The sequence below is a fragment of the Flavobacterium sp. genome (assembly GCF_044368625.1).
Taxonomy (GTDB): domain Bacteria; phylum Bacteroidota; class Bacteroidia; order Flavobacteriales; family Flavobacteriaceae; genus Flavobacterium.
The window spans coordinates 28973-48920 of sequence record NZ_JBIPPD010000002.1; the positions used below are offsets into that span (position 1 = coordinate 28973).

Below are 19948 nucleotides of genomic sequence, written 5' to 3' on the forward strand. Positions count from 1 at the left end.
AAAAATAATATAAACTAAATAGGTCTAAGGAATGAATTTAAAACACTTGTTGTTCGGTTTTTTGATAGTAACTAGTGCCATTGCCAAGGCACAAGATTCTTCCAAAAAAGTATTGTTTACTATCGATGACGCTCCTTTTTATACGGATGAATTCAAACGGGTTTACAATAAAAATATTGATTTAGTGAAGGACGAATCTCAAAAAGACCTCAATCAGTACTTGAATTTATACGTAGGTTATAAGCTCAAAATCAATAAAGCCAATCAATTGGGGTTACAAAACGGTTCAAAGTATGTGAATGAACTCAATTCCTACCGTGCCCAATTGGCTAAAAATTATTTAACAGACGTAAAAGTTACGAACGAATTGATTCAGGAAGCCTACAATCGTTCGCTGAAAGAAATCAATGGATCACATATTTTATTTCTTGTAGATGAAAATGCAAGTCCAGCAGATACACTAAAAGCCTTCAACAAAGCAATCGAAGTTCGTAAGAAAATTGTTGCAGGAGAAGATTTCGGCGCCTTGGCTATGCAATATTCCGAGGATCCATCTGCTAAAGAAAACCAAGGAAATTTAGGTTATTTTTCAGTTTTTAGAATGGTGTATCCTTTTGAGTCTGGGGCTTACAATACTCAAGTAGGTCAGGTGTCGCAGCCCATACGTACCCGCTTTGGATACCATTTGATTAAAGTAAACGATGTTCGAAACAACCGAGGTGAAGTCGTGGTTTCGCACATTATGTTGTTAAAATCGGATGACAAAGAACTGAATAAAAAAAATGAATTGCGTATTCAAGAATTATATCAAAAGTTACAACAAGGCGAAGAATTTGAACAAGTGGCAAAACAATTTTCGGAAGACAAATCGTCTGCTCCAAATGGTGGAAAAATGGCGCCCTTCAGTTCAGGACAATTGAGTGCTGAAGAATTTGAAAACGTTGCATTTAGCCTTTCTCCAGAAACACCACTTTCTGCTCCTTTTGAAACTGCTTTTGGTTGGCATATTGTCAAGTTCAACAACAAAAATGCCGTTAAATCATTTGATGAAGTAAAAGCCGACTTGCAAACAAAGTTGAGTCGTGACGAACGCTCTCGTTTAATTGAAAATTCACTCACCGATAAATTAAGAAAGAAATATACCATTACAAAAAACAAGAAGGTATATGCGGCAGTAGAAAAAGCGCTCACAGAAGATTTTTACAAAGGGACTTGGACCAGTGAAGACGTTAAAACGCCTTTCGGTGAAACAATTTTAACCATCAATACCAAAAATGCACCGGGCAGAGATTTTCTGAACTTTATCCAAGCGAGTCAAAAAGAGGCTTTAGAAATTAAACCTTTAAAAACGATGGTATCGGTACTGTTTGAGAAATTTACAGACCAGCAGTTGAATGCGTATTACAACGCGAATCTGGAAAATGAATTTCCCGAGTTTGCAAACGTGATGAGTGAATACCGCGACGGCTTACTGTTGTTTGACTTGATGGAAAAAGAAATTTGGGAAAAGTCGAAAACCGACACGTTGGGATTGCAATCGTTTTACGACATAAACAAACAAAAGTACCAGTGGAATAAACGATACGATGTATTGGTTTTTTCTTCTACCAAGGAAGATTATATCAAGAAAGTACAAAAAATGTTGAAAAAAGGCAAGTCGGCATCTGAAATTAAAGAAGCTTTAAACTCCGGAAAAGAGATTGAAGTGATTGACAAAGAAGGACTTTTTGAAGAAGGAAGTACCTTGTTGCCAAAAAATGTAAGTGATAAAAAAGGATTGACGGCTATTGTAAAAGAAGGAAATTATTATTTTATCAGTCGCGTAAAAGATATAATTCCTGCCGGTCAAAAAACATTTGAGGAATGTGAAGGAAAAGTTATTAACGACTACCAACAATATTTAGAAGAAAATTGGGTTTCTGATTTGAAAAAAGAGTTTACCATCAAAGTAAATTCGGAAGTTTTTGAACAAGTTAAGGCGGAAATTAAGTTATAAATGATAAGAAACAGCGGGCTGATACTACTAATGTTATGGGTTAGTTCCTGTAGTTATTTCACAAAAGAAAGCGCTACTGAAGCTGTGGCACGAGTTGGAAATAGTTATTTATACCGTTCAGAACTAGATAGCTTGGTTCCGAAAAACAGTTCCAAAGCCGAAAGCACTCTTATAATAAAAAGTTACATTGATCGATGGGCAACACAAAAATTGCTCATCAAAGCCGCAGAAAGAAATTTAGACGATGCTAAAAAAGAGGAATTCAATAGTTTAATCAAGCAGTACAAAAATGATTTGTACACAAAAGCGTATATTGAAAAAGTGGTACAAACCACAGTGGATACGTTAATTATTGAGAAAGAGCTTAAGCAATATTACGAAGATAACAAGGAGAATTTTAAAACCAACGGAACCATTGTTCAATTGCGGTACATTCATACTTCGAAAGATCATCCTAAGCTTGCCGCAATTAAAAGTAAGTTTTTAAACTTTAAAAAATCGGATGCAGCATTTTGGCGAATGTATCAGATGCAGTTTAAAAATTCTGCCTTAAATGATTCGGTTTGGGTATCGCTCAACGAGGTCTATCGTAGATTACCTTTTATAAACCCCGATAACAGGGATAAATACATAAGCCAAGGTATGGCGTTCGAAAAAGTGGATGAAAACAGCGGCGTTTATTTAGTAAAAATAAAAAAGGTGATTAATAGAAATCAAATCAGTCCTTTTGAATATTTAAAACCAACTTTGCGACAAGTAATTTTAAATAGAAGAAAATTAGAATTAATTAAAAAATTTGAGAAGGAAATTACAGATGATGCAATCAAAAATAAAGATTATGAAGTTTATAAGTAGTAAAAATTTAGCCGTAGTGTTGTTGACTTTTGGCTCGTTGTTTTTAGCGACAGCCCAAGAGGTGGTAATGGATACGGTAAAGAAGAATTCCAAAACTTCAACTAATTTTACAGGTAGACAAAAAATTGATGGTGTAATTGCCACTGTGGGCGATTATATTATTTTGGATTCGGATATTGATAAAAGTTTAGTGGAATTGGCCAACAGCGACAACGATATTTCAAACATTACACGTTGTCAAATGTTAGGCAAATTGCTCGAAGAACGGATGTATGCCCACCATGCGTTGCAAGACAGTATTGTGGTGAGTGATGCCGAAATCAACAGTACGATGGAAGAAAAAATCGGAATCATGTTGGAGCAAAGTCGCGGTTCTGTCGATGATTTGGTCAAATTTTACAAGAAAAATTCGGAAGAGGAATTTCGTCGTTACTTTTTTGAAATTCTGAAAATGAATGAGTTGACTAAAAGAATGACCAATTCAATAATCGAAAAAGTAGAAATTACACCCGAAGAAGTCCGTAATTTTTACGTAAATATCCCAAAAGAAGAATTACCTGTGATCAGTGACGAGGTCGAGATTGCGCAAATTGTAATTCAACCACAAATCAGTCAAGCAGAAAAACAGAAAGTTATTGACAAACTCAACGAATTTAAAAGAGACATTGCTGCAGGTTCGAGTTTTTATAGTAAAGCAGTGCTTTATTCGCAAGATCCAGGGTCAAAATCCAATGGTGGTTACATGAAAGTGAATCGAAAATCGCCATTGGTAAAAGAATTTAAAGAGGTAGCTTTTAGCCTAGACGAAGGTCAAATTTCGGAACCTTTCGAAACAGAATACGGATACCACATTGTTTTTGTAGAAAAAATCAAAGGTCAAGACGTAGAGTTGCGGCATATTTTGATGGCTCCAAAAGTTTCTGAAGAAGCCTTGAAGGAAGCCAAAGATGAAGTGGCTTCAATTCGCAAGAAAATTGTGGACGGCGAAATCAGTTTTGCAGATGCGGCTCGAAGTTCATCAGACGAAAAAGAAACAAGAGCAAACGGGGGAACTTTATTAAACCCAAAATCATTAGATACCAAATTTGATATGACTAAGTTAGATGCTGTTCTTTACGGACAAGTTTCAAACTTAAAAACAGGAGAAGTTTCGTTGCCTTATCTTGAAGAAGACCGTGTAAAAGGTAAAGTATATAAATTGATGATGGTTACTAATCGCATCCCTTCTCATCCTGTTGATTATTCGCAAGATTATTTGAAAATCAAAGAATTTGCCTTGCGGGATAAGCAAATTAAAGAGATTGCCAAATGGACGGAAGCTAAAATTAAGGAAACCTATATCAAAATCAACGGCGAATATAAAAGTTGTGAATTCATGAACAACTGGTTGAAAGTCTAAGTCAATTTAAAGTCTAAATTTATAATTCTAAAGAAAAAAACATGTCTGACATTACTGCTGTTCAAAATTTAGTGCAAAAAAGAATGGCTCTAAAAGCCGAAATTGCGAAAATCATTGTAGGTCAAGATGTAGTGGTCGATCAGATATTGTTGAGCATATTTTCAGGAGGTCACGCATTGTTAGTAGGGGTTCCCGGACTGGCAAAAACATTGATGGTCAATACGCTCGCTCAGGCATTGGGTTTGAATTTTAAACGCATTCAGTTTACACCCGATCTAATGCCTTCGGATATTTTAGGAAGTGAAATTTTGGATGAAAATCGTAATTTTAAATTCATCAAAGGGCCTATTTTTTCGAATATTATTTTGGCAGATGAAATCAATAGAACGCCTCCAAAAACCCAAGCGGCTTTATTAGAAGCAATGCAAGAACGATCGGTAACTATTGCCGGACACAATTATAAGTTAGACTTGCCTTACTTTGTTTTGGCTACGCAAAATCCAATCGAGCAAGAAGGAACCTATCCTTTGCCAGAAGCTCAATTGGATCGATTTATGTTTTCAATCAATCTCGATTATCCTTCATTTGCTGAAGAAGTTCAAGTAGTAAAAAGCACAACTTCAGATTTAAAGCAAACCATAAATCCACTTTTTACAGCACAGGAAATTATCGATTTCCAACATTTAATTCGACGAATTCCTGTGGCAGATAATGTAATCGAATATGCGGTAACCTTGGTTTCTAAAACCAGGCCTACCAATGATTTATCGAATGCTTATATTAAAAATTACATCGATTGGGGTGCCGGACCAAGAGCTTCACAAAATTTAATTCTAGCAGCTAAAGCCCATGCAGTATTTAATGGAAAGTTTTCTCCTGATATCGAAGATGTAAAAGCCGTTGCGATTGGAATACTACGCCACCGGGTCGTAAAAAACTACAAAGCCGATGCCGAAGGAATAACAATTGAACAAATTATCACGCAATTGTTTTAATCAAAAAAAAGATAACCTATTAAAAAGTCCGTAGTTTTAAAGCTGACGGACTTTTTTTTTAACTAATTTAGAAAGGTTCTATTTTTATTGTTCAGATGCCAAATTCCGAATTTGATAAAAATTGATGCTTAAAATAGTAATTGCATAATATTTTGTTTTAAAAATAAAAATTTTTAATATTAATCAACTAATTTGATGATTTGGCAGTAATAATCGTTTGAATAGTTGTTTTTGTTAGACAAATTGCAATTTTGCTTTAAATTCACTAAATTCGCATCATTAAAAAACTAACATACAACATTATGGCTTTTGATATTGAAATGATTAAAAAAGTGTATGAAAACATGCCGTCTCGTGTGGATAAAGCACGTGAACTTGTTGGTCGTCCACTTACCTTAACAGAGAAAATTTTATACAATCACTTGTGGGAAGGCAGTCCCAATACCGTTTTTACCAGAGGTAAAGATTACGTTGACTTTGCTCCAGACCGTGTAGCATGTCAAGACGCTACCGCACAAATGGCTTTATTGCAATTTATGCACGCTGGAAAACCAAAAGTTGCAGTTCCCACCACTGTGCATTGTGATCACTTAATTCAAGCAAAAGTAGATGCAAAAACTGATTTAGCTCGCGCAAAAACACAAAGTAATGAAGTATTTGACTTTCTTTCTTCAGTATCAAATAAATATGGAATAGGCTTTTGGAAGCCAGGAGCGGGAATCATTCATCAAGTAGTTTTAGAAAATTATGCCTTTCCAGGTGGTATGATGATCGGTACCGACTCACATACTGTTAATGCAGGTGGTTTAGGTATGGTTGCCATTGGAGTAGGTGGAGCCGATGCTGTTGACGTGATGTCAGGAATGGCGTGGGAATTGAAATTTCCTAAATTAATTGGAGTCAAATTAACGGGTAAATTATCAGGCTGGACTGCACCAAAAGATGTTATTTTAAAAGTTGCAGGAATTTTAACGGTAAAAGGAGGAACAGGTGCAATCATCGAATATTTTGGTGAAGGTGCAACTGCAATGTCTTGTACAGGCAAAGGAACCATCTGTAATATGGGTGCCGAAGTGGGAGCTACAACTTCTACATTTGGGTACGACGCTTCAATGAGTCGATATTTACGCTCTACAAACAGAGCTGATGTTGCCGATGCTGCAGATAAAGTGGCAGAATATTTAACAGGTGATGCAGAAGTGTATGCGAATCCAGAGCTTTATTTTGATCAAGTGATTGAAATCAACCTTTCTGAATTAGAGCCGCATTTAAACGGACCTTTCACACCAGATTTGGCTACGCCAATTTCTAAAATGAAAGAAGAAGCGATTAAAAACAACTGGCCTTTAAACATTCAAGTAGGTTTAATCGGTTCGTGTACCAACTCTTCTTACGAGGATATCGCACGTTCTGCTTCAATTGCAAAACAAGTTTCAGAGAAAAATTTAAAAATAAAGTCGCAGTTTACCATTACACCAGGTTCAGAGCTAGTTCGTTATACCATTGAACGTGATGGATTTATTGATACTTTCGACCAAATCGGTGCAACTGTTTTTGCCAATGCATGTGGCCCATGTATCGGGATGTGGGACCGAGAAGGCGCCGAAAAAGAAGAACGAAACACTATCGTTCATTCTTTTAACCGTAACTTTTCTAAAAGAGCCGACGGTAATCCAAATACTTTGGCTTTTGTAGGTTCTCCTGAATTGGTAACCGCTTTAGCAATCGCTGGTGATTTAGGATTCAATCCGTTGACCGATACTTTAATTAACGAAAATGGGGAAGAGGTTCGATTGGATGAACCAACGGGTGACGAATTACCTCCGAATGGTTTTGACGCGGAAGATCCAGGTTTTCAAGCTCCGGCGGAAGATGGCTCTAGTGTTGTAGTGTCAGTAAGCGAAGATTCAGAGCGTTTGCAATTACTTGCTCCTTTCACAGCGTGGGACGGACACAACATTACCGGTGCGAAGTTATTAATTAAAGCATTCGGGAAATGTACTACCGATCACATTTCTATGGCAGGTCCTTGGTTGCGTTTCAGAGGTCATTTGGATAATATTTCTAACAATATGTTGATTGGAGCGGTAAACGCTTTCAATCAAAAAACCAATACAGTCAAAAATCAGTTAACAGGCGTTTACGATGCGGTTCCTGCGGTTGCAAGAGCTTACAAAGCTGCAAATGTCCCTTCAATTGTTGTGGGCGATCACAACTACGGCGAAGGTTCCTCTCGTGAACATGCCGCAATGGAACCTCGTTTCTTAGGCGTGAAAGCCGTTTTGGTAAAATCTTTTGCCCGAATTCACGAAACCAATTTGAAGAAACAAGGAATGTTGGCTTTGACTTTTGCTAACGAAGCGGATTATGAGAAAATCCAAGAAAACGATACCATCAATTTCTTAGACTTAACTGAGTTTGCTCCAGGTAAAACGTTGAGTTTAGAGTTCGTGCATGAAGACGGTTCGAGCGATGTTATCGTAACCAATCATACCTATAACGACGGACAAATAGGTTGGTTCGTTGCTGGTTCAGCACTGAATTTAATTGCTGCTGGAAAAGCGTAATTTAAGTTGATCTTTTTATAAATAAAAACTCCCGAAATTTTCGGGAGTTTTTTTATTTTTTACTTTGAAAAGAAAAAAGCCTATTGTTTTTATTCGCAATTAATGCTTAATCTTTGCATTACTATTCGCTTGAATAAACGAGGTGTCGTAACCTCCAAATTTTTTCATATAGCTTTTCAATGTTGTTCCGTATTGGTCTTTGATCGCCCGCTTACCCTTGTTTTTGAAGAATTTCTTAACCGAACCTGCTCCACCTAAATGAGCCGCTGCCAAGATACCCGATTCGGTAACTACAACTCCATTAATCACTTTTCCTTCGTACATTTCGATTTCTTTACGTAACTCCCACTTGTTTTTTGCCAAAAGTGCTTTAAATGCTTTCTCTTGCAAACGCGGATTGTTTAAAAATTCAGAACTGTCGTGGATTCCAATCGCACGAAGTGCCGAACGACCAAACTGGTATTTTCCCATATATCCAAGGGAATTGATTAAAGTGTAACGACCTTGCGATTCTTTAAATGCAAGTGCTTCTTTAAATCCAGTAAAGGTTTTTCCGGTATAAGGAAAGTTAAAATTGAGGAATTCAGCTTCGTTGTCAATATCTTCGAGGGATGGAAGAATGTAAAAAGACACTTCGTCTTGTGTTACAACGTTGCTATTTTTTTCTGTAGTAGCTTTAAAACTTAAAGTTATAAAAGCAGTAATAAGTGCAATACTAGTGTAATATATCCATTTTTTGATCATAACTTAAATTTCTTCTCAACTTCTGTCACTTTGAGAAATTTCAGCCAGCAAATATACGAATAAAAATATAAATCTGATAATCAGTGTGTTAATATAATCTAAAAATGAAGACCATGCCAGGTGAGCCTCCCGTTAGCGCGGACTTCGAGGGTTGGTGCAGGAATTTTTAGGGTGTTAAAAACCGAGAAAACGGTCTTTAAAAGATGATTTTTGGTTTCGATTCGCGTTAAATCAACGTCCAAACTCAGGTAAAATTGACGCGTTCTTTTGTTTTCTGGAAAAAAAACCGAATTGACTAAAACATCTTCGCCTGTAATCATTCCTTCGGCACCGTATCCAAAGGCCAAATTCAACCATTTTGGAATTTTAGAATTGGGTACAAAAGAAGCAACATTCGCTGAAAGCCAGTAGGTTTGTCCGTTGTAATCTTTCAAAATTCGCTCGCTCCAATTTTTGCCTAAAGTATTTGGTCGCGCAGTGGGATAAACGGTTTGATGGTAAGAAAATTTGGGTGTGATGCGTTGTTCGTTCCATAACAAGTCTTGTGAAATATACAATGCAGTTCCCGAGGCATTGGCCAAAATATCGCCGTAAGAAGCACCCCACTCGCCCGAAAAACCATCCATTACTTCAACCGCAGACAAAAACACGAATCCCAAAGTAGCACCATACAAACGTTGGTTTTTCTTGCTGCTTCCGCTCCATTCTAAAGCTTCCGCTCCAAAACGACCCAAGTGGTAAGCAGAAAAAACATGTCCCGCTTTGTCCATTTGCAACCAATGTGCATTGTCGTTTTTAAAATGAAAATCACTTTTTGGATAGTCTTTGTACCAAAGTTCGTTTAATGTTAAAAGAATTGCCGAAGAAGCCACGACTTCGGTAGCAAATACTGCATTTTGTCTTTTAACATTTAATGTGTCGGAAGGTGTTAAGAAAGATTCCATTTTGCCTTGAGCGAAAACAGCATTCATTCCTGCTAGAAAAAAAAGTAAGCTATGGCGAAACTTTTTTGTCACTTTTATCTTTTTATGCCTTGTTTACTAATCCATGCTACATATTTCTGCCGATTGACTTCGTGTTGTGCGGCAGTAACAGCGAATTCGTGGTAGCCAAAATTGGTCACACTCGCACAAAAGAAAATATAATTGTGCTTTTCAGGATTCAACACCGCATCAAGCGCCGTAACATCAGGCATGGCAATAGGACCTGGAGGCAAACCCGCATATTTATAGGTATTGTAAGGCGAATCGGTTTCTAAATCTTTGTACAAAACCCGCTTAATCTCTAAAGTAAAATCATTTGCATTATTTTTAACCGCAAAAATAACGGTTGGATCTGCTTCTAATTTTATCCCTCGTTCCAAACGGTTCAAATATACTCCGGCCACTTTTGGACGTTCGTCGGATTTCACTGTTTCTTTGTGAACGATGGATGCTAAAGCGGTAACTTCTAACGGTGTTAAATTTTGTTTTTTTGCTTTTTCCAAACGTTCCGGTGTCCAAAATTTTCGGTATTCTTTCGCCATACGATCGCGGAATTTATCAGCAGAGGTGTTCCAAAAAAACTCGTAGGAATTTGGGATAAACAAACTCAGCACGTTTTCGCGCGTCATGTTTTGTTCTTTCAAAAAAGTTTCGTCTGTAAAACTTTGCATCAAACTAGTGCTATCGGCTTCAATTTGTGAACCAATTCTACCAGCAAAATCCTCCAAACGCTCTTGGTTGTTAAAAGCCAAATTCAGCGGAACATTATTTCGCAGTGCGACAATCAAATCGTTGTTATTCATGTCTTTTTTAAATAAAAATCGACCTGGCTTAACGTTCGTTGTATAGGATTTCTTTTCTGCAGTCATTTTAAATCGCTCGATGTCAGTAATGTATGGGCTGACGATTTCCAGTACTTTGTTATAATCCGCATCGGTTGGGATGTATACAAAAATCTCTTTTTCGGCAAAACGAGTATTTGGTGAGAAAATATTTCTGTAAAGCATATAGCCGTAAATGGATGCAGCAACTACTACAACAAGAGAAAAATAAACGAGGATTTTTTTAAAGTTCACGAGTTTGATTTTTTAAATAAATGGATTAATGAGTTGAAATAAGGCTTCGTCTTGATAAGTATTTTTAATTAAATTCCAATCCTTTTTGACGCCGCACTGTTGGAAACCAAAAGTAGTAAAAAGCTTTAAACTAGTTTCATTTTCGCTACCAATATTTGCATACAATTGATGCAAATGCAGTTGCTTAAAACTGTAGCTAATCAATAATCCTAAACTTTCTGCCCCGAAACCTTGTTTGCGGTTGTAACTGTCTTGGATTACAATTCCAATTCCAGCACGATTATTTCGCGGATCAAAATCGAATAAGTCAATCAAACCAATAGCTTCCGTAGTATTGTTTTTGCAAATGGCCAACCGTAATTGTTTGGCTTCGTAAATGTCTTGATGCGCATTTTCTAAATACTGCCGAATTAAAAATTTGCTGTACGGCGTTTGCGTATTGCTGTAAGTCCAAATTTCTTCGTCGTTTTCAATAGCATGCACGAACTCCAAGTCTTCGGGTTCGAGCGCTCTTAAAAATAGATTAGGTCCTTTTAAAGTAATCATTTTGTACAAAATTTAAATTTCTACACAACCTGAAAACACAAAAGTTGCTGGTCCAATCAAGAAAATATCTGCAAATTTATTTTCTTTCTCTTTAAAAGTTACGGTAAGCGAACCGCCTTCAACATTTAGATGAACGTTTTGACTTGTCGTTTTTCCAGTGGCAAACATTGCAAGAGCAACAGCAGTAACGCCTGTTCCGCAAGACAAAGTTTCGTCTTCCACACCCCGTTCGTAGGTTCGAACGGCAAACGTGTCGGGATTTATTTGTGCTACAAAGTTTACATTCGAACCCGCGTTTCCATATAGATCGCTGTAACGAATTTTGGCTCCTTCATTTTTGACATCCACATTTTTAAGATCTGAAACCAATTCGACATGATGAGGCGAACCCGTATTCATAAAAACATAGTCGTTTGCAATTTTAATTTCGTCCACGTTTTTCATTTGCAAAGCAACCGTTTCTGTGGCGTCAATAGTTGCAAAATGTGCGCCATCAATAGCCATAAATGTAGTTTCTGAATCCACAATGCCTAATTTTTTAGCAAAAGCTACAATGCTTCGACCACCGTTTCCGCACATCGAACTTTCATTTCCATCCGAATTGTAGTACACCATTTTGAAATCAGTCTCGGAATCATTTTCTAGTAATAGGAGTCCATCAGCACCAATGCCAAAACGCCTGTCACACAATTTTTTAATAAGTGCGGTATTCTTGGGAAAGATTTGTAAGCGATTATCAATCATCACAAAATCATTTCCGGTGCCTTGGTATTTAGAAAATTGAAGTTCCATAATAAACATTTAGTGGTACAAAGTTACGTATATTAATGAAAAGTTAATCATTGTTAATCGAGCGTTAAAGCGATTTTACATTAGTAGTGAAAACCTTAATTTTGACGTTAAATAATTTAATTTTTAATTGATAATGAAAAATTTAAGTAGTCTTTTCGTAGTAGCGTTGTTAAGTGGAGCCACAACACTTGGCGCTTATAAATTACTTTTTGATGAAAATTCCTCATTTTCAAATTCAAAAAACGTAGTTAGTGTGGCCACTCCCAATTATTCTCAAAATGTGGGTCTTGGAGCAGAAAACATTGATTTTGTAGATGCGGCCGACAAAGCGGTTCATTCGGTTGTTCACGTTAAAAATGTTTCGTATCGTACTGTTTCAAATCCCATTTTAGAGTATTATTATGGTTATAGAGGAGGTCAACAACAAGAGCAAATTGGAACGGGATCTGGTGTAATAATTTCAGAAGACGGATATATCGTAACCAACAATCACGTAATCAAAGATGCTCAAAATATTGAAATCACTTTGAATAGCGGAAAATCCTACAAGGCAAAATTGGTTGGGACAGATGAGAAAATGGATATTTCGTTGATCAAAATTGATGCCGACGAAAAATTGTCTTATGCTACTTTCGCCGATTCTGATAATGTAAAAGTAGGCGAATGGGTTTTGGCAGTTGGAAATCCTTATAATTTGAATTCTACTGTTACAGCAGGTATCGTTTCGGCTAAAGCTAGAAATTTGGACACTTCGGGATTGCAATCATTCATTCAAACCGATGCTGCTGTAAATCCAGGAAATAGTGGTGGTGCATTGGTCAATACCCGAGGAGAACTGATCGGAATCAACACGATGATTTCTTCAACTACAGGCTCGTACGTGGGGTATTCTTTTGCGGTTCCATCTAATATCACTCGAAAAATCATCGAAGACATTTTGGAATACGGAATGGTGCAACGCGGAATGTTAGGCGTTCAGGGTTCCGACTTAAATCCGTCTATTTCTAAGGAATTGGGATTGAAAACTTCCGAAGGATTTTATGTAGGTGATGTGGTTAAAAATTCGGGTGCTGCAAAAGCCGGTTTGAAAAAAGGGGATGTGATTACTAAAATTGACAATAAAACCATCCAAAGTTTTGCTGATTTGAACGGATATATCAATACCAAACGTCCAAATGATGAAGTGCAAGTGTCGTTTTTGAGAGAAGAGAAGCAAATGAGTACTTCGGTTACCTTGTCGAAAAATGACATCGTTCGGTCAAAATTCAAAGGATTAGAATTAGAAAATTTAACTACTGCAGATAAAAAGAAGTTTCGAATTAACTCAGGTGTTAAAATCTCCAGCATCGAAAATCCTCGATTGGTACAGTTTGAATCTGAACTGACAGGGGCTGTAATTTTAAAGGTAAATAATATTCCCGTAACCGACATGCAACAAGTAAACAAACTGATGAGTGGAAAAGACGAAACCCAAGGAGTTCAGTTGGAAATTATGACCAATAGTGGTCAACTGGTGCGAATAATCATTTAGTATAGAATACATTTATTGAAAAGAGTCGATGCAAATCGGCTCTTTTTTTTTTAAAAGATTATTTTCGCTGTAAAATTTAAGTATGTCTGTTTTAGAAAAAATAAAAATTGCAATTCCTAATGCTGATAATGAAATAATCCATTTTATTGAATTTCCAGAGAGTCAAGCATATTGTGCTTGTAGTTTTGAACTGGAAACAATTAAATTTCATTTTCGAAAGGCAAAAATAACGCCAAAAAAAGAAGGTCAATTTGTGGTGTTTTGGAAACGGATTCCGAGTGGTGTAATTGCTCCTTTTGAGGAATCGGATGATTTTAACTTTTTGATTATTGAGGTTGAAAGTGAATCGGATTTGGGATACTTTATTTTTCCAAAGTCGGCATTAATTGCGAAAAAAATTGTTTCGACACATTTGAAAGAAGGAAAACGCGCTTTTAGAGTTTATCCGCCTTGGAGTATTCCGAAAAACAAACAAGGTTTGGTTACTCAATGTTGGCAAAGGGATCATTTTGTTTCTGAAATGAGTCCTAAAAATTTTGTTTGATAGCTAATTTTCTATTTCTATAATTTTTTAAGATTCCCGCAATCCCTAAATTTCGGGAGTCAAGACGCAAAGGAGTGATGCTTTTTTGCATTATGTAGATTTTCCCTTTAAATCCGAAAATTTCTGTTGTTACAGAACCCCGCGTTAGTGATGGAAGCGGCATCCCCCGATTTTTCATCGGGGATACAGCGTACAGCACGACCCGTAGGGAAACGCCCAAAAGAAAGAAAATTTGAAAGGAGGTTTCGTAGTTGGTTAAATTTTTTTGGAATTGTTTAATCAAATTGTTGCCAAAATACTTTACGAAAACGTTTGAAATGAGTATTTTTGCCCCAAATTTTAAAAAACAACACTAACTTTTTTACAATTACAGAAATGGATAAAAACATGACCTACGAAAAGGAACTCTCTTTTCAAGCCGACAGAAGACGTGCTGGAGTAAAATTCATCAACATCATCAGCGATTTGTGGTACGACAAATCAATTGAATTGGTTTTTTTTAGAAATCAGTTGATCGACCGTAACGTAAGTGATATTATTAATTTGCACGAGTACGCCAACGCATTTGTGGGAAAACCAATATCTGTATTTGATTCAGTTGAAATTGCAGAGGCGATTGCTTCACTGGATTTGCCACCATCGAAATTGGATATTGGTAAATTGGCTTACGAGTTTCATTTAGAGCACGACAATTTTAACGACCCTAAATCCTTTGTGATTTCTAAATTAAAAGAAGCTAAAAAGTTCAAAGAAATTCAGCCAAAGAACGTAGTACTTTACGGTTTTGGTCGAATTGGGCGTTTATTGGCCAGAGAATTAATGTCCAAAACAGGTAAAGGAAGTCAGTTGCGATTGAGAGCGATTGTTACACGAGACAAAAACGACGCGACTACTTTAGAAAAAAGAGCTTCGTTGTTGCGACATGACTCTATTCATGGAGATTTTCAAGGTTCGGTTCATGCTGATTTGGAAAACAATGCACTTATTATCAATGGAACAACCGTTCATATTATTACGGCAAATGGTCCAGAAGAAATCGATTATACGGCTTACGGCATTGAGGATGCTTTGATTATTGACAATACGGGAGCCTTTAACGATGAGAAAGCGTTGTCGAGACACTTGACTTCTAAAGGAGCTCACAAAGTGTTGTTGACGGCTCCAGGAAAAGGGGTTCCAAATATCGTTCACGGGGTAAACCAAAACGAATACAATCCAGATGAGGTAAATATCTTCTCGGCTGCCTCTTGTACGACCAATGCGATTACTCCAATTTTGAAAGCGATTGAAGATACTTTAGGAGTGGTAAAAGGACATTTGGAAACGATTCACGCTTATACTAACGACCAGAATTTGACCGATAACATGCACAAAAAATACCGTCGTGGTAGAGCTGCGGGTTTAAACATGGTGATTACCGAAACGGGTGCTGGAAGTGCAGTTGCAAAAGCATTGCCCTCGCTGGCTGGTAAATTGACATCAAACGCAATTCGTGTTCCTGTTCCAAATGGTTCATTGGTTGTACTTAACTTGGAAGTTGAAAAAGAAACTTCGATTGAAGACATCAATGCGATTATGCGAAAATATGCTTTGGAGGGCGAACTTGTGGAGCAAATTAAATATTCGGTTAATAACGAGTTGGTTTCTTCGGACATTATCGGAACTTCGGCCCCATCTATTTATGACAGCAACGCTACAATCGTTTCTGCTGATGGAAAAAATATCGTGTTGTACATTTGGTACGATAACGAGTACGGCTACAGCCACCAAGTAATTCGTTTGGCAAAATATATTGCTAAAGTAAGACGATACAACTATTACTAATAGAACAACCATCCTGAATAAACCTAAAAATCCGCTCTTCTTTTGATGAGCGGATTTTTTATTACGGTTGAAAATTACATTTTGTGCAGTATAAAAATGCAAGGGCGGTTGTGCAAGTCAACTTTTATTTTTTTCCATTCAGAAACACGCATTGTCTTGATGTATTCTGTTGGCAACGTGATATCAGCAGCCACACAAATATGGGTCGAAGGCTGCAAAATAGTGAGTAAATCTTCCAGCATTTTATTATTTCGATACGGTGTTTCGATAAATAATTGCGACTGGTTTTTATCAGCGGAAAGTTTTTCCAGACTTTTCAGCATGGCTTTTTTCTCGTCTTTATCAATGGGCAAATAACCGTTAAATGCAAAACTTTGTCCGTTCATTCCGGATGCCATCACGGCCAACAAAATAGAAGAAGGTCCCACAAGTGGTACGACTTGAATGCCATTTTCGTGCGCGATTTTTACAATTGCAGCACCTGGATCGGCAACACCTGGACAACCTGCATCCGACATTAAACCGATGTTTTGACCTTCTAAACAAGGCTGTATCATGGCAAAATGTTCCGACTTTTCCGTGCGTTTGTTCAAAGCACTCAATTTAAGATTGGCCTGGATTTTTTCGGGACAAATGCTTTTGATGAATTTTCGTGCGTCTTTTTCGTTTTCTACTACAAATGTGTCCATCAGTTCAATGGCTCGTTGAACCGTTTGCGGAAGCACGTCCATCGGATTGCATTCGCCTAGAGTAGTGGGAATTAGAAATAGTTTGCCTTTGGGTGTTGAATTCATTAAATTATCAGTGTGATTCTAGTAGTAAAGATATGTACTTTATAAATTTCAAAAGTAAAAGTAATCAGTTTACTTATTTGTTTTGTTAATTAACTCTCTTAAAAAGATGATTTCGTCTTGCTGTGATTTAATGAGTTTTTCTGTAATTTCTTTATTTTCTTGATATAAGTTCTGCACTGTACCAATAGACTGCTCTTTTAAATCTTGGTGGTAAACATCTCCTGAATTGATATCGAATAAATCAGAAAAAGATAAATCTAAAATCTGCTTTATTTTTAGCAAACGTTCTAAAGATAAAGTTGTTTCCCTTCTTTCTAATTTGTTGTAGGCCGATGGACTAATATTTAGTTCTACTGCCATATTCTCGTGAGACAAGCCTTTTAATTTACGAGTATCTTTAATTTTTTTAAGAATTTTTTCAATACTCTCTTCAATTTCTTTTTCTAAATATTCCATAAAACGATTTATTTTGCTCATAAAAGTAAATAATTATACCGAAAAACGAAATAGTTATCGAATGAATTTTGATAAGTTTGAATTATCGCAATTTACTTTAATAATTGTGTTAAATAAAAAAATATACATTTTAAAATTTAACTTAAAGCCATGTAGAGTATGAAAACCAAACAAATTAAAAACAGTTGTATTATTTCTTTTTACAATTATATTTTTTAGTTGTAGCAAAGAAGATTTAGAGTCCCAACATTCCCATGCTGGTGTACCTCACAAGAATGAAATATCCTTTAAACAATTCAAGGCCGAAACAGGTATAACCAAATTTGATTACATTAAAACAGCGAATATAAATAGGTCAACGGACTTAATGGCCCGTGATATTGAAGCTGAATTTGTCACAGATACCATTGGTATAAAAAAATATGTAAATCCAGTTGATAGCAAAACAACCTATTCGTTTAAAATTTATCCAGTTTCTCAAGACTTAAATGCTAAAGAATATTATAATCTTGTGTATGAAAAAATAGGAACCGAATGGAATGAAATCATTTTTTATAATATCGAAAAAACCAATCCTACACATACAGGAGAGCTTGAAAGTTCAGAAATGGTTTATAATAGAATGTCTGCACGTGCAGGTTATGCTGTTGTGGTTAGTTATAATGTAGTTTGTACTAATAATGCTTATTGTATAAAGAGAGGATCATGTGATGGCTTGACTTGCGAGACAGGGGAATGCCTCCAAACGACAATTTCATACGTCTGGGTTGGTTTTGAAGATACTGGTAATGTGCCAGGAGGCAATCCACCAAGTTCTGGAGGTTCATCTGGTGGAGGCGGCGGTAATGATAGCGGTATCTATATTCCAAATCCTTACGAAGGAGACGTTGCCATTGATAATTTAGATTTTCTGCTTGCTGGTCAAGTAGTGGCATTTACAAGTACGCTAGCGCCAGAATTACAGGATTTAATAATTGAGCATAATTTTATTCACTCCTATTTGATAGATTTTTGCCGGAAAAACGGTGGCAGGGTAGGCATACAGAATAGACAACAAATGGTACAAGCACTCACTAATTACCATAATTTTCAGTTAAATTCCATTTATCCTAATTTAACTTCCATAAGTATTAACAGACTCAACCTTTGGGCATTTTATTCGTTTTTAAATAATAATTTTTTCGGCGTCAATACGGTAAAAATAAATAATACTAAAGGCTTTATGCAAAATGCTGGATATGATGAAGGAAACACAATAGTTGATTATCTTTACGAAAATAGAGAAGACGAGGAAGCGATTGATTTTGGTAGTTGGGCGGTAGATTATTTAGAAATGAATCCCTCTGTGACTATGGCACAATTCAAAAATTGGTTTATGACACCTACAGAGGGTCAGGACTGGGATTATGACAGTGCTTTTTGGGAAAACCCAAACCTATCATTTCCTCAACAAGATTTGCCTTCGAGAGATGCTTATAAAGCAGGAATGCCTAAAGCAGCTGATGGTATATCTTTATTGGCAGGTGCAGATAATATATATAATTTAGTGGGTGGAGCTGTTTTACAAGTTCGCAATCAATATCCTTCTGAAACAAATAATACTTGTGCTTTAAAAGTTTCTATAGCTCTTAATCGAAGCGGGGTAGTGATTCCAAACCTACCTGGTAAAACCATAGAAGGAGGTGGGGCTGAATTCGCTGGGAAGTTCTTTTTTCTAAACGCTAAAGCATTGAACGCTTGGATGCGTGAAACTTTCGGTACAAATCCTGCTACTTCTGCAACTCCTTATAATAATAAGCATCTTTCATTTACAAGTAGCGATGGCGGAACAAATGGCGAAAATTTTCCTAACTTGCAAGAGCTTCAAAACATTTCTGGAATATATTCTATGATCACTGTTGAAAATACTAACGACGCTTCGGGACACGCTGACTATATTTACACCAACACCGCTGGCAAGGTTACTTGCCCATTTAATTGTTTTTTTAATTTACGAATAAAAAGAATAGATGTATGGATACTAGAATAATTATTAAATTTTTAATTACAGGGATAATAATCCTTACGTTATTTTTTTCATGCAAGTCAGGCTCTAAATATACTGATTTAGACCATTATCATGGAATTGATTTCCCAAAGAAGCCTTCTAAAAAGAAAGATAAGGAAGGTGAATTGAAGTTCTGGATTAATAATTACAAGCAAGAAGTTTTTTATTATTGTCTTTTTGAAAATTACCAAAATGACAGCATTATGAAAATGATGGGTAAAGAAGATTTGTTTAATCCGAATGATTATATACCTATGCCGTTTTGGGAGAAAATGAAAACCCTTGGAAAGAACGCTATCCAGCATATGCCGGAAAACAAATATTTTATAGAAACGGAAGAAGATAAAAAAAAGAAATATATTTCTAAAACTTGCCTTGATTATTTTGCAAGTAGAGAATTGGACTCTATAGCTAAAAATGAATATAAAATCTTTAAAAAAATGAAATATTATGGAGATTAAGATGATATTTATTCATGTCTTTGTGAATTAACAAAAGATGGAATTGCGAAAGAGTTAATGAAAAATAATGATTTTTCATTTTTGGCTGAAGCAGAAATATTAGATTCTTATTTTAGCAAAAAAGCAGATTCCATAGGGCGAGATTATGCAAAAAAAGTAAAGCCTATATTTTCGGATGAATGAGAGTTTGCTGGCAGAAAAGCAATCTTTACTTCTTGTCTATCTTTATATGACAACGACAATCTCAATACTATTATAAAAAAGAAATATAGGAGATACAAAAAGCAAAATCCGTAAAAGGCTTGCATAAAAACAGTGGGTTGGTTTTGAAGATACTT

18 protein-coding genes are annotated in these 19948 nt (G+C 36.2%); 10 read left to right on the plus strand and 8 right to left on the minus strand.

The features are described from left to right. The first annotated feature begins 31 nt into the window (after nt 1-31). The 5 genes from ACIQ2X_RS00360 to ACIQ2X_RS00380 all read left to right on the plus strand — a co-directional run bounded on the left by ACIQ2X_RS00360 (nt 32) and on the right by ACIQ2X_RS00380 (nt 7812). A complete protein-coding gene (locus ACIQ2X_RS00360) occupies nt 32-1996 on the plus strand; it encodes a peptidylprolyl isomerase (RefSeq protein ID WP_396176885.1) in 1965 nt (654 codons plus the stop codon). Further along, on the plus strand, nt 1997-2851 hold the full coding sequence (locus ACIQ2X_RS00365; RefSeq protein ID WP_396176886.1) for a hypothetical protein: 855 nt from the start codon (nt 1997-1999) through the stop codon (nt 2849-2851). Next, nucleotides 2835-4250, plus strand: a complete 1416-nt coding sequence (locus ACIQ2X_RS00370) for a peptidylprolyl isomerase (protein ID WP_396176887.1) — start codon at nt 2835-2837, stop codon at nt 4248-4250. Before ACIQ2X_RS00365 ends, ACIQ2X_RS00370 begins: the two co-directional genes overlap by 17 nt. 41 nt (nt 4251-4291) lie before the next feature. Further along, nucleotides 4292-5245, plus strand: coding sequence for an AAA family ATPase (locus ACIQ2X_RS00375; RefSeq protein WP_396176888.1), 954 nt, complete (start codon nt 4292-4294; stop codon nt 5243-5245). A 302-nt stretch (nt 5246-5547) separates the two neighbouring features. Continuing rightward, nucleotides 5548-7812 (plus strand): aconitate hydratase, encoded by a 2265-nt coding sequence (locus tag ACIQ2X_RS00380; protein ID WP_396176889.1) that lies wholly within the window; start codon nt 5548-5550, stop codon nt 7810-7812. A 99-nt stretch (nt 7813-7911) separates the two neighbouring features. On the opposite strand, the gene ACIQ2X_RS00385 is transcribed toward ACIQ2X_RS00380, so the two are convergent. The 5 genes from ACIQ2X_RS00385 to dapF all read right to left on the minus strand — a co-directional run bounded on the left by ACIQ2X_RS00385 (nt 7912) and on the right by dapF (nt 11953). Continuing rightward, the gene (locus ACIQ2X_RS00385; RefSeq protein ID WP_396176890.1) at nt 7912-8556 is read right to left on the minus strand and encodes a peptidoglycan-binding protein LysM; all 645 of its coding nucleotides are present in this window, start codon (nt 8554-8556) and stop codon (nt 7912-7914) included. A gap of 98 nt (nt 8557-8654) precedes the next feature. Continuing rightward, entirely contained in the window at nt 8655-9572 is a 918-nt protein-coding gene (locus ACIQ2X_RS00390) for a DUF2279 domain-containing protein (protein WP_396176891.1), read from the minus strand. Nucleotides 9573-9574: 2 nt separating this feature from the next. Next, nucleotides 9575-10615, minus strand: coding sequence for an endolytic transglycosylase MltG (mltG, locus tag ACIQ2X_RS00395; protein ID WP_396176892.1), 1041 nt, complete (start codon nt 10613-10615; stop codon nt 9575-9577). Between the two features lie 12 nt (nt 10616-10627). Then, nucleotides 10628-11161 (minus strand): GNAT family N-acetyltransferase, encoded by a 534-nt coding sequence (locus ACIQ2X_RS00400; protein ID WP_396176893.1) that lies wholly within the window; start codon nt 11159-11161, stop codon nt 10628-10630. Nucleotides 11162-11173: 12 nt separating this feature from the next. After that, nucleotides 11174-11953 carry a diaminopimelate epimerase gene (gene dapF / locus ACIQ2X_RS00405; RefSeq protein WP_396176894.1) on the minus strand — a complete coding sequence of 260 codons (780 nt, stop codon included), beginning with the start codon at nt 11951-11953 and terminating at the stop codon, nt 11174-11176. Nucleotides 11954-12086: 133 nt separating this feature from the next. Here dapF and ACIQ2X_RS00410 point away from each other — a divergent pair, with 133 nt between their 5' ends. The 3 genes from ACIQ2X_RS00410 to ACIQ2X_RS00420 all read left to right on the plus strand — a co-directional run bounded on the left by ACIQ2X_RS00410 (nt 12087) and on the right by ACIQ2X_RS00420 (nt 15852). Further along, nucleotides 12087-13484, plus strand: coding sequence for a Do family serine endopeptidase (locus ACIQ2X_RS00410; protein WP_396176895.1), 1398 nt, complete (start codon nt 12087-12089; stop codon nt 13482-13484). Between the two features lie 82 nt (nt 13485-13566). Further along, entirely contained in the window at nt 13567-14028 is a 462-nt protein-coding gene (locus ACIQ2X_RS00415) for a MepB family protein (protein WP_396176896.1), read from the plus strand. A 375-nt stretch (nt 14029-14403) separates the two neighbouring features. Then, nucleotides 14404-15852 carry a glyceraldehyde-3-phosphate dehydrogenase gene (locus ACIQ2X_RS00420; RefSeq protein WP_396176897.1) on the plus strand — a complete coding sequence of 483 codons (1449 nt, stop codon included), beginning with the start codon at nt 14404-14406 and terminating at the stop codon, nt 15850-15852. A 74-nt stretch (nt 15853-15926) separates the two neighbouring features. On the opposite strand, the gene ACIQ2X_RS00425 is transcribed toward ACIQ2X_RS00420, so the two are convergent. Then, nucleotides 15927-16646: an SAM-dependent methyltransferase gene (locus ACIQ2X_RS00425; protein ID WP_396176898.1), complete on the minus strand. Its 720-nt coding sequence runs from the start codon at nt 16644-16646 to the stop codon at nt 15927-15929. Nucleotides 16647-16715: 69 nt separating this feature from the next. Beyond that, on the minus strand, nt 16716-17102 hold the full coding sequence (locus ACIQ2X_RS00430; RefSeq protein WP_396176899.1) for a helix-turn-helix transcriptional regulator: 387 nt from the start codon (nt 17100-17102) through the stop codon (nt 16716-16718). Between the two features lie 367 nt (nt 17103-17469). Between ACIQ2X_RS00430 and ACIQ2X_RS00435 the strand changes: the two genes are divergently transcribed. Further along, the gene (locus ACIQ2X_RS00435) at nt 17470-19131 is read left to right on the plus strand and encodes a T6SS effector amidase Tae4 family protein (protein ID WP_396176900.1); all 1662 of its coding nucleotides are present in this window, start codon (nt 17470-17472) and stop codon (nt 19129-19131) included. Then, on the plus strand, nt 19116-19610 hold the full coding sequence (locus ACIQ2X_RS00440; protein WP_396176901.1) for a hypothetical protein: 495 nt from the start codon (nt 19116-19118) through the stop codon (nt 19608-19610). Before ACIQ2X_RS00435 ends, ACIQ2X_RS00440 begins: the two co-directional genes overlap by 16 nt. 143 nt (nt 19611-19753) lie before the next feature. Here ACIQ2X_RS00440 and ACIQ2X_RS00445 read toward each other — a convergent pair. Next, on the minus strand, nt 19754-19948 hold a 195-nt coding region (locus ACIQ2X_RS00445; protein WP_396176902.1), incomplete at its 5' end, for a hypothetical protein.